14 protein-coding genes and 2 rRNA genes are annotated in these 13,637 nt (G+C 37.2%); all 16 read right to left on the bottom strand.

The features are described from left to right. A partial coding sequence (recJ, locus tag GX687_01625) for a single-stranded-DNA-specific exonuclease RecJ (protein HHX96149.1) occupies window positions 1-1,906 on the bottom strand: 1,906 nt, incomplete at its 3' end. 100 nt (window positions 1,907-2,006) lie between these two features. Continuing rightward, the gene (gene secF, locus GX687_01620; protein ID HHX96148.1) at window positions 2,007-2,900 is read right to left on the bottom strand and encodes a protein translocase subunit SecF; all 894 of its coding nucleotides are present in this window, start codon (window positions 2,898-2,900) and stop codon (window positions 2,007-2,009) included. Further along, window positions 2,890-4,125, bottom strand: a complete 1,236-nt coding sequence (gene secD, locus GX687_01615; GenBank protein ID HHX96147.1) for a protein translocase subunit SecD — start codon at window positions 4,123-4,125, stop codon at window positions 2,890-2,892. The genes secF and secD overlap by 11 nt, the downstream gene beginning before the upstream one ends. 114 nt (window positions 4,126-4,239) lie before the next feature. Further along, a complete protein-coding gene (yajC, locus tag GX687_01610; protein ID HHX96146.1) occupies window positions 4,240-4,473 on the bottom strand; it encodes a preprotein translocase subunit YajC in 234 nt (77 codons plus the stop codon). 119 nt (window positions 4,474-4,592) lie between these two features. After that, the gene (gene tgt, locus GX687_01605) at window positions 4,593-5,711 is read right to left on the bottom strand and encodes a tRNA guanosine(34) transglycosylase Tgt (GenBank protein HHX96145.1); all 1,119 of its coding nucleotides are present in this window, start codon (window positions 5,709-5,711) and stop codon (window positions 4,593-4,595) included. Window positions 5,712-5,730: 19 nt separating this feature from the next. Next, window positions 5,731-6,753 (bottom strand): tRNA preQ1(34) S-adenosylmethionine ribosyltransferase-isomerase QueA, encoded by a 1,023-nt coding sequence (gene queA / locus GX687_01600; GenBank protein HHX96144.1) that lies wholly within the window; start codon window positions 6,751-6,753, stop codon window positions 5,731-5,733. Between the two features lie 11 nt (window positions 6,754-6,764). Next, window positions 6,765-8,147 carry a SpoIID/LytB domain-containing protein gene (locus tag GX687_01595; protein ID HHX96143.1) on the bottom strand — a complete coding sequence of 461 codons (1,383 nt, stop codon included), beginning with the start codon at window positions 8,145-8,147 and terminating at the stop codon, window positions 6,765-6,767. Between the two features lie 80 nt (window positions 8,148-8,227). Then, on the bottom strand, window positions 8,228-8,773 hold the full coding sequence (locus tag GX687_01590) for an epoxyqueuosine reductase QueH (protein ID HHX96142.1): 546 nt from the start codon (window positions 8,771-8,773) through the stop codon (window positions 8,228-8,230). After that, window positions 8,770-9,783, bottom strand: coding sequence for a Holliday junction branch migration DNA helicase RuvB (gene ruvB, locus GX687_01585; GenBank protein ID HHX96141.1), 1,014 nt, complete (start codon window positions 9,781-9,783; stop codon window positions 8,770-8,772). The genes GX687_01590 and ruvB overlap by 4 nt, the downstream gene beginning before the upstream one ends. Before the next feature lie 20 nt (window positions 9,784-9,803). Then, entirely contained in the window at window positions 9,804-10,400 is a 597-nt protein-coding gene (gene ruvA / locus GX687_01580) for a Holliday junction branch migration protein RuvA (protein HHX96140.1), read from the bottom strand. 1 nt (window position 10,401) lies between these two features. Then, a complete protein-coding gene (gene ruvC, locus GX687_01575) occupies window positions 10,402-10,896 on the bottom strand; it encodes a crossover junction endodeoxyribonuclease RuvC (protein ID HHX96139.1) in 495 nt (164 codons plus the stop codon). A 15-nt stretch (window positions 10,897-10,911) separates the two neighbouring features. Next, on the bottom strand, window positions 10,912-11,679 hold the full coding sequence (locus GX687_01570) for a YebC/PmpR family DNA-binding transcriptional regulator (protein HHX96138.1): 768 nt from the start codon (window positions 11,677-11,679) through the stop codon (window positions 10,912-10,914). A gap of 96 nt (window positions 11,680-11,775) precedes the next feature. Continuing rightward, on the bottom strand, window positions 11,776-12,612 hold the full coding sequence (locus GX687_01565) for a DUF348 domain-containing protein (GenBank protein HHX96137.1): 837 nt from the start codon (window positions 12,610-12,612) through the stop codon (window positions 11,776-11,778). Window positions 12,613-12,710: 98 nt separating this feature from the next. Further along, window positions 12,711-13,115 (bottom strand): hypothetical protein, encoded by a 405-nt coding sequence (locus GX687_01560; protein ID HHX96136.1) that lies wholly within the window; start codon window positions 13,113-13,115, stop codon window positions 12,711-12,713. Between the two features lie 68 nt (window positions 13,116-13,183). Further along, window positions 13,184-13,297, bottom strand: a 5S ribosomal RNA gene (rrf, locus tag GX687_01555). Between the two features lie 38 nt (window positions 13,298-13,335). Further along, window positions 13,336-13,637: ribosomal RNA gene (locus tag GX687_01550) — 23S ribosomal RNA — on the bottom strand; the annotation flags it as partial.

Genomic DNA, 13,637 nt, shown 5'->3' with positions numbered 1-13,637 from the left:
TTTTCTTATTCCAGGCTAAGCTAGCTGCATGAGTTTGAAAAACTGCCGATTTACCCCGCCCAGTGCCTAAAACCAATAAAGTGTTTTTACCTTGATCTAAAAAACTAAGTGCCTCACTTTGTTTTTCATAAAAATCTGCCCCACCTAAAATTACTTGTCGTCTCCTTTCTTCCAAATGTACTAAATTAAAAGGATTATCAGGTTGCCAATGAGGCTTAAAATCAGTTAAAACTAATTGCAATTGAGTTTTTCCACAAAAGGTATTCAACTGCAGCCGAAAAACAAAATCATACTCCTGACCCAATGTTAATTCCGCAGCTCTTTTTCCCATACGAAAACCAATACCTGTAAATTCCTTGGCTTGTTTTTCCAACCATAATTTTAAATGGGCTTCATTCTGACCCACCAGTTGTATTTTTTTTAAACGAGCTTTACGCAGGGTCAAGAGTGGAGTCGGATTTCCACAGCCAAAAGGAGCCAAATATTCTAGTTCATTTACCAAGTGTTCATTTATTGCCACCTCATTAATTTCAGCATCAATTGAAATTAATGGGGTCAATTTTTCTTCATCTAAAACTGCAGCAGCATATTCCCTTAACTTCTTTTTTACCTGTGAAATATTTTCCTCTGCCAAAGTTAAACCAGCCGCCATTTCGTGACCACCAAAAGAAAGTAAATCTCCTTTTACCTCTGCCAATGCTTGATAGAGATTAAAACCAGCAATACTTCTACCTGAACCTCTAGCAATCCCTTCTTCAATAGTTAAAAGGATTACCGGACGATAATATTTCTCCACTAAACGAGAAGCCACAATACCAATTACACCAGGGTGCCAATTAGGTGCTGCCAAAAAGATTACATGTTCATCCTTACAGCCTTCTTTTTCCCATAAACTAACAGCTTCCCGATAAATTTCCTCCTCTAACTCTTGTCTTTGACGATTTTGATTAGCCAACTGTAAACAAAGGGCTTCTATTTCGGCTAGATCTTCACTTAAAAACAATCTAACTGCCTCATCTGCCTGTCCTAAACGACCACACGCATTTAGGCGAGGTGCCAAAACAAAACTCACCTGTCCGACGGAAATAGTTTCTCTTGATAAATTAGCAGATTTAATTAATGCCCGCAAACCCAAACAGCATTTTCCCCGCCGAATTTGTTCTAATCCAGCTTTAACCAAAATACGATTTTCATCCCACAAAGGAACTAAATCAGCAATCGTACCTAAAGCCACTAAACCCAAATATTCCTGACAAAGCTGCGGTTGGGAAAACTCCTGGGCAAGTGCCTGTCCTACCTTAAAGGCAACCCCCACCCCAGCTAAATTAGACCAGGGATGTTTTTCCGCAATTCTTTGAGGATTAATTACAGCCTTAGCTAAAGGTAATTCTTCTCCCAGTTGATGATGATCAGTAATCACCAAATCCATGGCCAATTCATAGGCCAATTGGGCTTCCTCTAAAGAAGTAGAACCACAATCAACAGTAATAATTAAATTAATACCTTGAGATTTAGCTTTTAACAAAGCTTCTTTATTTAGCCCATACCCTTCTTCTTTTCGATCTGGTAAATAATAAGCAACTTGTCCACCTAAACGAGTTAGCAAATCCACCAACAAAACAGTACTGGTAATCCCATCAACATCATAATCACCATAAATTAAAATCTGCTCCTGATTTTCCAATGCAGCTTTTATTCTTGCTATTCCTACCGACATTTCCGGAAGTAAATAAGGATCCTGCAAATCCTGCCAAGAGGTCTGTAAAAAATCTCGTGCCTCTAGAGGAGTAGTCAATCCTCTATTAACCAAAATAGTGGCTGTGGTTTCAGCTAGATTTAAGGCCTTAGCCAAAGTGGACACTATTTGAGTATCACTTTTTTTAACCTGCCAAATTTTACGTCTCATAATCGTTTCTTCCTTCTAAGCAATTATTTACTCCCTAATTATATCATAAGCGGCAAAAAAATCCCCTTTAACAAGAAACGTTTTGTTAAAGGGGCTATTTTTAGATCTTAATTAATTTCTTTTTACCTTTTACCAAAGGTACAAAATCATACCATAATGAAGTAGCAATAAAAACAGAAGAATAAACACCTGAAATTACACCCACCAGCATCGCCAAAGAAAAATAACGTGTTGTTTCACCACCGAGAATCAATAAAGCAACTAAAACAAACGCCACAGTTAAAGAAGTATTAATAGCCCGCACTAAATTTTGTTTAATACTTAAATTAACGATAGTAGCTAAATCATCCTTGCGTTTCAATTTTAAGTTTTCACGAATACGATCAAAAATAACGATGGTGTCATTAATTGAATAACCTACTACTGTTAAAATAGCGGCAATAAAGGTTAAATCCACTTCAAATTGTCCTAAGGAGAAAAAGCCTAAAACAATTATAGCGTCGTGCAGTAAAGCGATAATTGCAGCTATCCCGAAACGAAATTCAAAACGAATGGTAATATAAATAACTTGTAAAATACCGGCAATAACTAAAGCCAAAATACCTACTCTTCTTAATTCTTTACCAATAATTGGTCCTACATTTTCACTGCGCAATACTTCGTGCTGGCCAATTTTAGTTTCTAAAGCCTTTAAAACACTATTTTGTTTTTCTACCGATAATTCCATGGTTTTTAAAATATAGGTTTCTTCAGACTGTTGTAAAAAGCTTTTTTCCAAACCAAATTCCGCTAATACATTACGAATTTCCGTACCAGTAACTCCGCTTTTTTCAAATTTTAATTGCAGTAAAGTTCCACCTTGAAAATCAATTCCAAAATTTAAACCCTGCATAAAAAGGGAAACTGCAGCAATTAAAAATAATAATATAGAAAATGCATACCAAATTTTCCGTTTACCAATAAAATTCACCTTATTTCCCTCCTTATGCCCCATATAACTTAGTATTTTTAACTAAACCAGAATCAATTAATGTTTTAAGGAAATATCTTGTAAAAGTAATGGCTGTAAACATACTACATAAAATACCAATACTTAAAGTTACAGCAAAACCCTTAATCGTGCCACTACCTAAAAAGAAGAGTACTCCGGCTGCCAACAAAGTAGTTAAGTTTGAATCAAAAATAGTTGTAAAGGCCCTGGTGAACCCAGCATCTACCGCAGCCCGCAGGCTTTTACCATTGCGTAATTCTTCTTTTAATCTTTCGTAAATTAAAATATTAGCATCTACACACATACCAATTGATAACAAAAAGCCAGCAATTCCCGGCAAAGTCAAAGTAGCCCGAATGGCCAATAAAATGCCTAATAAAAGCAGAGTATAAAGGACTAAAGATATATTAGCCACTATTCCGGGAACACGGTAAAAAACTAACATAAAAATCATAATAGCCAGTAAACCCCATATTGCGGCCTGCTTACTTTTTTCTATGGAATCACTACCCAAAGTGGGTCCCACAGTTCTATTTTCAATAATTTCAACGGGAACAGGTAGTGCACCAGAACGTAATAATAAAGCAATCTTACGAGCATCCTCTAAAGAAGCATAGCCACCACTAATCTGGGCTTCCCCACTGGGAATAGGTTCATTAACATAAGGCATTTGAATCATTTCACCATCTAAATAAATAGCGATACATCTCCGTTCATCCCTTTGACCATCTACTTCAGGATACATTTCTACCAAACGAGATGTAGCCTCAGCAAATTTTTCAGTACCTTCAGCTTTAAATTTTAAACTGACATAAGATTCACCAGTTTCCGGATTTTTAGCTTCACGTGCTTCAGCTAAATCTTTACCTGTTAAAACTACTTCTCCATCCATTGTTTTAAATTCCAATAAAGCCATTTTACCGATTAATTCTATAGCACCTTCCGGATCCTCTACACCGGGTATTTCAACTAAAACACGATCCCTGCCTTCTTTTTGAATAACCGGTTCGGTTACCCCCAAGGAATCAATACGAGTACGCATAATTTCAATAATCTGTGCAAGATCACGCTCTGTAACCTCACCTTGGGCCTGCAGTCTAACCATAACTCCACCCTTAAGGTCCAGCCCCAATTTTAGATTATTTCCAAAAGGCTTTACTGCGGCAAAAGCACCCCCAATAATTAATCCCAGTATCAAAATCAGGGCAAAAACCTTTTTCCATCTCATTCCTTTTTCCCCTCCTTAGCCTCTCAAAATTGCTCATCCTGAATCATTATATTCCTTGCCCAAATCCTTGTCAAACATGCAAAGAAGCTGTAATTAACAGCTTCTTTGGAAATCTTATTCTTCTGTTATTTCTTCTTCATCAGCCAAGACAACATTTACCGCATCACGCTGCATTTTTACCCGCAGATTTTCCGCAATTTCCAAAAACATGGTATCTTCGGTAAGTTCAACTATTTTTCCGTAAAATCCACCTACGGTGATTACTTCATCACCTGCTTTTAATTCTGCCAACATAGCTAAACGCATTTTGTTATGTTTTTGTTGTGGTCTTACTAACATGAAATACATAAAAACAAACAAAACAACTAACCAAAAAACACTACTCAAAAGACCCTGCAATTAACTTCCCCCCTCAACATCTTAGCTATATTTTACATTTTAACCCTTTCATCACTTCGATGCAAACCCTATTTTCCCTCTTTTTCACAATAATACCCCCAGATCTCCTTTCTTAATTCCTCTAAACTATCATCAGACAAAGCTTGTCTAATTTTAGACATTAACTGAAATAAAAAAGCTAAATTATGAATGGTGGTCAAACGTAAACCCAAAATTTCATTGACATTAAATAAATGACGTAAATAAGCCCGAGTATAATGCTGACAAGTATAACAATTACAGTGAGGATCTAAAGGTGTAAAATCTTTTTTATAACGTGCATTACGCACCACTACTTTGCCTTTCTGGGTAAAAACTGTGCCATTACGAGCAATTCGCGTCGGTAAAACACAGTCAAACATATCAACTCCCCTTATAACCCCTTCAATTAAATCCTCCGGGGTTCCCACCCCCATTAAATAACGCGGTTTATCAACAGGCAAAAGCTCAGTAGTTTTCTCCAAAATAGTATACATTAACTCTTTTGGCTCCCCAATACTTAAGCCACCAATTCCATATCCGGGAAAATCCATAGCTGCCAAATCTTGTACACTAATTTTACGTAAATCTTCAAAAATACCGCCCTGCACTATACCAAAAAGTGCCTGTTCTTTTTTATGATGTGCTTTTAAACAGCGCTCCGCCCAACGCGAAGTCCGCAAAGTGGATTCTTTAACATAATCATAATCCTGGGGATAAGCCACACACTCATCAAACGTCATGATAATATCAGCACCCAAAGCCATCTCTATTTCCATAACTTTTTCCGGTGTAAAAAAATGTTTAGAACCATCTAAATGTGATCTAAATTCCACTCCATTTTCACTTATTTTACGTAATTTACTTAAACTAAAAACCTGAAACCCACCACTATCAGTAAGAATGGGTCGCGGCCAATTCATAAACCGATGCAGCCCACCAGCTTGTTCAATTAATTGATGACCAGGCCTTAAATAAAGATGATAAGTATTACTTAAAATAATTTCCGCACCTATGGCTTTTAATTCCTCCGGTGTCATGCTTTTAACCGTAGCCTGTGTACCAACAGGCATAAAAACAGGAGTTTTAATTTCACCATGACCTGTAATTATTTTCCCTAATCTACCCTTGGTTTTTTTACTTTCCTTAATTACTTCAAAAGAAAACACTAAATCTTACACCCCCTTTTTAAATAATTAACATAGCATCCCCAAAACTGAAAAAACGGTACCTATTCTTGATTGCTTCCCGATAAGCACGTAAAACATTTTCCCTGCCGGCAAAAGCACAAACCATCATTAATAATGTTGATTTAGGCAAATGAAAATTAGTAATTAATCCCGAAATCACTTTAAACTCATAACCCGGATAAATAAACAAATTAGTCCAACCTTCCCCTGCTTTTATTTCTCCAATTTGAAAAGCACTTTCCAATGTTCGTACAGTAGTTGTGCCTACAGCAATAATTCTTCTTTTTTCCTGCAAAGCCTGATTAATTTTTACGGCTGCTGCTTCCGAAATAGCAAAATATTCGGAGTGCATACGGTGTTTTTCAATCAGGGTTTCTTTTACCGGACGAAAAGTATCTAGACCTACATGTAATAAAATTTCCTGCCATTCTATTCCTTGTTCACGAATTGCTTGTAATAAAGGTAAAGTAAAATGAAGACCCGCCGTGGGTGCGGCGGCAGATCCCGGTTCCCGGGCATAAACAGTCTGATATCTTTCTAAACTATCTATTTCTTTTTTTATATAAGGAGGTAAAGGCGGTTTACCTAAATACTCTAAAATTTCCAAAAAGACACCTTCATAATTAAATTCAATTATTCTACCACCAAAAGAGGTGGTTTCAATAACTTTTCCTTCCAATAAACCAGCTTTAAAAATAATACGCGTACCAGGTCTAGCCTTTTTCCCGGGACGAACTAAAACTTCCCAGTGCCTTGCTTTAATTTGCTTTAATAATAAGACTTCTATTAAAGCACCTGTCTTTTCTCTTCTACCATATAAACGTGCCGGAATAACTTTAGTCTTATTACTAACCAAAAGATCACCGGGTTTTAAATAACTTAACAAATCCGCAAATTGCCTTTGAGTGATTTTACCTGTTTGACGTTCCAAAACTAAAAGGCGTGAAGCATCACGCCGCCCAAGAGGTTCCTGAGCAATTAATTCTGATGGTAAATCATAATCAAATTCTGAGATATGCATAAACATCCCTTCTAAAAAATTGGCTCAATACTTAAGTGCCCATCATTTTTATTCTGATTATAAAAATGCTCAATAATTTCTTCACAGCTGGCCCCACGTAAAGCCATTCCCCATGCACCCCATTGACTCATACCTAAACCATGACCATAGCCTTTACCCCGAAAAGTAATACTGAAGAATTCCTTAGGTACTACTTGTAATCCTTTTGCACCCCAAATATAATAATCTTTCTGATTACCATTTAATTTGGCTTGATAACCATCAGCAGTTATGGCCACCAAATTAGAAACATCATTAATCTCATCTAGCTGACCAAAAGCATTCCAAATCTTGACCGAAGAATCACAAATTATTTCAAATAAAGTACTGCGTAATCCCAGCACAGAACGAATTTGATCCCGATAAAAACTTTTAGTACCTCTGGTTCCCACAAAATTCAACTGAGTTACACGTCCAGAAGCCGTCTCTCGGGCTAAAAATTCTCGTTTTAGTGGATCAAGGGCCCATCTTTGTACAGTAATACCTTTAATTTCACCTACTTGAATTACATCTCGTGGATTAGTCCTATTCCATTTATCTAGCTGTTCTTTTAAGCTTTGCCGTGTAAAAGTTTTTTCCCATAAATAAGTTTCCGCAGCCCAAGAACCAGCCAAATCCGACTGTAGGGCTACCGAATCTTCAGGAGTAGCTACTGGCTGCAAATATGGTAAGGATTCTAACCACACATTTTCACAAGCTTCAGTATAGCCACCAGAATTACTATGAAAAAATGCCTGTATTAAAGAACCATCATAACGAATAACCAAACCCTTGGTTTGTTCAATAGCCTCTTTAACTAAAGGACTATTTAATAATTCCTGATCATAACCACCAAAAACTTGCCATTGTGTGGAAACTCCTAGATCATAATTTAATTGAGGGAAAGCCTTACTATAATAAGCATAGGTTCGCGACACTATAGCTTGGGCTTTATAAGCCTCCAAAGGAGCACCTACACCCATTTCTGCTCCCACTACACCCAAGAGATATTCCTCTACATCTAAATAATTAATAGCTTGAATTTTTCCCTGCCTATTTTCCAGTAATAAACTATTACGATATTTCTTTTGCCCCAAACTAAAGACATTTAAACCTGCACTATTTTGCGGACGCAGTAAAAGATAAGAACTAATTACCCCTCCCTGTGGCTCACCTTGAAAATAAAGCCGCAAATTATTACTTCCAGCCGGAGCTGCAACCCAACGACCTGTGGTTAAATCAGAACAGATAATTTTATGGGTTAAACCATCGACTAATTCATATATACCTTCAACAACTGCCAATTCCACACTGACCAAATTCTCCCCCACTCCCACACGAATAGTTGTAGGTGTGGCGGCAGGGGACTCAGCCATAGCAACAGTTGAAAAAACAAATAAAAAGAAAGAAAGAAAAAAAAGTAAACTATTTTTTTGGGAAGCAAACATAGAACTTTTCACCTACTAGATTTTTTTGACAACTGGTATCGCTCAGCTTCACTAAAAATACAACCACAATATTGCTGACGATACATCTTTTCAGCTTTTGATTTTAAAACACCTGTTTTAAAACCTAGCCGAAAATCAGGACCATAAAACTCAATACCAATTTCCTGAGCAATAACTTTACCAATTTCCTTAATTAACTCCTGTTTTTGAAAAGGACTAACCAACAAAGTGGTACTAAAAGCGTCGAATTTACCGTGTTTAGCTATTTGTGCCGTCTTACGCAGCCGTAAATAATAACATATACGGCAGCGTTCTGTTTCCCGAAAAACAATACTGCGTAAAAACTCTTGCAGCTCATACTGATCATCTATAATTAGCGGTAATTCTATTTTTGAAGCATATGCTTTTAGGGTAGAAAGTCTTTTTTCAAATTCCAAATAAGGATGAATATTGGGATTGTAAAAATAACCCCTTAAATCATGACCTGTCTGACGTAATGTTTCTACAGGATAAATACTGCAAGGTGCACAGCAAATATGCAGCAATATTTTCATTGCTCTCCCCCAGTTTCATCAAAAGGATAAGGAATTCCTAAATGCTGATAAGCCAAAATAGTAGCTACTCTTCCCCGCGGTGTTCGCTGTAATAAACCATGTTGTAGTAAATAAGGTTCATAAACATCCTCAATCGTATCAATTTCCTCATTTATGGAAGCAGCCAAGGTTTCTACCCCTACCGGACCACCTCCATATTTTTGTACAATGGTTAATAACATCTTACGATCTATTTCATCTAAACCCAAATTATCGATCTCCAACATTTCCAGTGCCCTTTGTGCTACCTCCTGATCAATGAGATCAGCCCCCTGCACTTGAGCAAAATCACGTACTCTTTTTAATAAACGATTGGCAATCCGCGGTGTACCACGGGCCCTTTTGCCAATTTCCTCAGCACCAGCCTGGTTAATTTTCACTTGTAAAATATGGGCCGCCCTTTTCACAATAATCACCAATTCAGCAGGCTGATAAAATTCCAATCGACACACCACTCCAAAACGATCCCGAAGTGGTGCTGATAAACTACCAGCACGAGTCGTTGCTCCAATTAGAGTAAAAGGCGGTAAATCCAAGCGTATAGAACGTGCACTCGGCCCCTTTCCAATCATAATATCCAAGCAGTAATCTTCCATCGCCGGATATAATACTTCTTCTACAATTCTATTAAGACGATGAATTTCATCAATAAATAAAATATCATGTGGTTCCAGATTAGTTAATAAAGCTGCCAAATCACCTGGTCTTTCTATTGCCGGACCAGATGTAATTCTAATCTGAGACTGCATCTCATGGGCAATAATTTTAGCCATGGTTGTTTTCCCCAGCCCCGGAGCCCCATATAATAAAAGATGATCTAAAGCCTCATTCCTCTGTTTAGCAGCAGTAATAAAAACATAAAGATTCCTCTTTAATTTTTCCTGCCCAATATATTCCGCCAAACAACTCGGACGCAGACTTAACTCCTCTTTTTCTTCATTTAATAAATCAGGTGAGAGCATTCTCTCCATAGTCATTTATTTTCCCCCATTTAATATTTAACCAAATTTTTCAAAGCCAATTTTATTAAGTCTTCAGCCGAATATTTATCTATTTCCGAAACTTGTGGAACTGCCTTTTGGGCCTCAGCAAAACTATAGCCTAAAGCCAATAAAGCGGAAATAGCTTCTTGACGCAGATCCATTTCCCCCTTCGTTTTAGTTTCCACTTTCGGGGGTAAAACATGTTTTTTGAACTTATCTTTTAATTCCAAAACCATTCTCCCGGAAGTTTTTTTACCTACCCCGGGAACAGTTTGCAGAGTCTTTAAATCTTCTAACATAATAGCTTGATATAAATCTTGACAGGTCAAATGTGATAAAATAGTCAAGGCCAATTTAGGACCAATACCACTTACCTGAATAAGAATCATAAATAAGTCTCTTTCTTCTAAAGTTAAAAAACCATATAAACTTAATTCATCTTCACGTACATGTAAATAAGTAAATAGGGTAATTTCTGTTTGTAATTCCGGAAGCTCCCGAATTACCAAAGTAGGAGTAAATAATTTATAACCTATGCCCCCTACTTGTAACACCAAATAATTATCTCCTTTAAATTGTAATTCACCGTGTAAAAATTCAATCATCTTAGACTCCTTTTCTTCCTAAACCAGAAGAATAAAAATTACTATGACAAATAGCTATCGCTAATGCATCTGCTGCATCGTCCGGGGTAGGAGTTTCCCGTAAATTCAAAATTGTTTTTACCATAAATTGTACTTGCTGTTTATCTGCACGTCCATAACCAACCACTGCCTGTTTAACCTGTAAAGGAGTATATTCATAAACGGGAAGACCCAATTCACACCCAGCCAACATAACTACCCCCTGAGCCCGACCTACAGAAAAAGCAGACCTAACATTTTTATTAAAAAACAATTCTTCCATAGCTACAGCTATAGGCTGATGTTTTTTAATCAATTCGCCAATTGCCCGGTGAATTTTTTTTAACCTTTGGGCTGTTTCTAACTCACTACTACTTCTAATTACACCATAATCCAACATTTTAAAATTATTAGCCCGAACGTCAATTACACCATAACCAGTAATGGCTATTCCGGGGTCAATCCCTAAAATAATCACTCCAAACCCTCCAGATTAGGCATTTAACTTTAATTGCTCCATAATTTCATCAGCTATATCAAAATTTGTAAAAGTATCCTGAACATCATCATGATCTTCCAAATGCTCCAATAATTTCAACAATGACTCAGCTTGCCCTAAATCAAAAATTTCCACAAGATTTTCCGGAATCATAGCTATTTTAGCACTTTCAAAATTTAAACCTTGGGCCTCCAATTTTTCCTTAACCTCTTGAAAATCATTAACCAAAGTATAAATTTCGATTACTTCTTCATCATCAAAACTAATATCTTCAGCCCCATTATCCAAGGCCAATAAAAACAAATCATCATCACTCAAGTTTAAAGTTTTCCTTTCCAAAATTAACAAACCTTTTGGTTTAAACATCCAGGCTACACAACCTGTTTCTCCTAAATTACCACCATATTTAGAAAAAAGGTGCCTAATTTCGCCAGCGGTTCGATTACGATTATCTGTAAGGGCATTAATCATAATGGCTGCACCACCCGGCCCATAACCTTCATAAACTAATTCTAAAAACCCCTCACCTTCTTGATCACCCGAACCCCTCTGAATGGCTCGTTCAATATTATCATTAGGCATATTAGCCGCCCTGGCCTTTTGTATCGCTACTTTTAAACGAAAATTCGTTTCAGGGTCAGGTCCACCCATTTTTGCAGCAACAATTAATTCTCGACCTAATTTTGTAAATATTTTTCCCCGACGAGCATCTTGTTTACTTTTACGATGCTTAATATTCGACCATTTGGAATGACCGGCCATGCCTTTCCCTCCCTTGTTTTTTTCAAAGAAAAAACACAGGTTTACCCTGTGTTTTTTCTTTCTTAAAGTATACCATATTTGTGAATCCAAAACAATTTATTGCAAAACAAAAACTTGTACTGGACGTCGACCCCACTGACGACATTCGGCCCTAGTTTCCATAAAAACATCAATACGTTTACCTTTTATGGCTCCACCTACATCAGCAGCAGTGGCATATCCATAACCATCTACATATAATCTGGTTCCCAAGGGAATAACTCGCGGATCGACAGCCACTATACCTACTTTAGGCCAAATACCTGTTGCCGTACGATTACCAGTATGTGTATAAGCAGTTGCCGTCATGGTATGTACTTCTTTAAAATCTAAAGATGAACCATCCCGATACGCACTTTGGCGTGTCCCCAAAGCTACTACCTGTTTAATCGGTTCTTTAACCAAAACTTTTCGAATAAAATTACGAGCCACCTCTTGACCATTCTCGGTAATCACTTCATAAATATCCTTTTCTATTCCCCGTTCACCTTTTTGTAAAATTCTAGTTTCACCCTTGAACAAATCAGCCGACTTTTTCTCCTCAGTAGGAAAAGCCAAATACTTTTTCTTCTCCACCTGTTTCTTAGTCACACGTATTACTTTAATTTGATTATCAAAAGTTTTTTCCAATTCCGGTTCAGTTTTATCAGCATCCCCTAAAATAATTTTTGTTTCCGCCAGAACCTCCTTAACCAAATCTTTTTTAGTTATAATTTTTAGGATTTCGCCATCAACTTCTACCTCAACAAGTTTCACCGTTTTAGGTACCAGTTCAGCTGATTTCACAGCATACATTCCCTCAACTCTCATCTCCTCAGGTGCCATAAAAAGCATCAAAGCAGCCACCATGATTAAAACAGAAAGCAGTTGAAGAAAATGCTTGTGCGATTCCACACATTACACCTCCATAAAATTCAACTTCCTATTCATTTTCCCCGAAATTTTTCAATTTGTCAAATCAAATGGGAAAATTGACGTTCACACCTTTAAAATCAATCTTTCCGGGAAACACTGCGTTCCCACAATAATCGCTTATCCTTTTCCAAACTACCTTGCAAATATATTTTATTTATCTTACTTAAATTATCTTTTATCCGGATCTTAAAATGATGAGATCCCTTTTTGATGGCCAAAACATAACTTAATTTTATAAAAATCTGATCTTCCTTAACCCTATATTTATAACCTACAAAAACTTTAGAATCATCAACTGTTCTACCCGCTATCTGTAAAGAATTATGTAATGTATCTACTTTTACCCCCTGAGCATCAATTATTATAGAATCAGTAGCCTCCACCAAGCCAAAAATAGAATAAAGAGAAACTGATAAAATTAAACAAAATAAAAGGGAAATTAAAACAAGTCCCCTCCCTTTTAATCTGTTTAACCTAATCAATGAATTGCCCTCCTTGTAAAAATTGTGATTATATAAGAATTTTCTAAGTAAAATAATTAAAAAAAAGGTCCTGGCAACGTCATACTCTCCCAGACCTTAAATCTAGTACCATTTGCGCTGAAGGGCTTAACTGCCGTGTTCGAGATGGTAACGGGTGTTTCCCCTTCGCTATTGTCACCAGGACCATTCTTTCAAAAGTACACAAAGAACACCAAGATTTCAAGTCAAGTCCTCGGTCGATTAGTACCGGTCAGCTCAATACATTACTGTACTTACACCTCCGGCCTATCTACCTGGTAATCTACCAGGGACCTTACTTTTCCGTAGAAAATGGGAAATCTCATCTTGGGGAGGGCTTCGTGCTTAGATGCTTTCAGCACTTATCCACACCAGACATAGCTACCCAGCGATGCCCCTGGCGGGACAACTGGTACACCAGCGGTCTGTCCAACCCGGTCCTCTCGTACTAGGGTTAGTTCCCCTCAAATTTCCTGCGCTTGCGATGGATAAGGACCGAACTGT

The sequence above is a fragment of the Clostridia bacterium genome, assembly GCA_012841935.1.
Taxonomy (GTDB): Bacteria; Bacillota; Peptococcia; order DRI-13; family DTU073; genus DUTS01.
Note: the sequence above shows the minus strand (reverse complement) of the source record. Positions and strands in the feature narration are given on the sequence as shown.